The organism is Rhodococcus sp. CX, assembly GCF_015865005.1.
In the GTDB taxonomy this organism is placed as follows: domain Bacteria; phylum Actinomycetota; class Actinomycetes; order Mycobacteriales; family Mycobacteriaceae; genus Rhodococcus.
In genome coordinates, this window is record NZ_JADZGH010000272.1 from 30,215 (window position 1) to 30,481 (window position 267).

Genomic DNA, 267 nt, shown 5'->3' on the forward strand with positions numbered 1-267 from the left:
GGATCAGGGTCAGGGTTACGACCAGCAGGGTTACGGCCAGCAGGGCGGCTACGACGACCGCAACTACGGTGGCGGCTACGACCAGCAGCAGGCCTACAGCCAGGAGTACGGCCGCGACTACCAGCAGCCCTACGGCGACAACCGTTACCAGAACGGCTACGGCCAGCCCGGTAGCTACGACCAGGGCTACGCCGACCAGGCCTACCAGCCGCAGCCGTACGGCCAGCAGGCCTACGGCAACCAGGGCTACGCAGACCCGGGTTACGC

1 pseudogene is annotated in these 267 nt (G+C 67.4%); it reads left to right on the forward strand.

From position 1 onward, the window contains the following. A pseudogene (locus I0Q12_RS34455) lies at positions 1 to 267 on the forward strand (DUF2662 domain-containing protein); the annotation flags it as partial.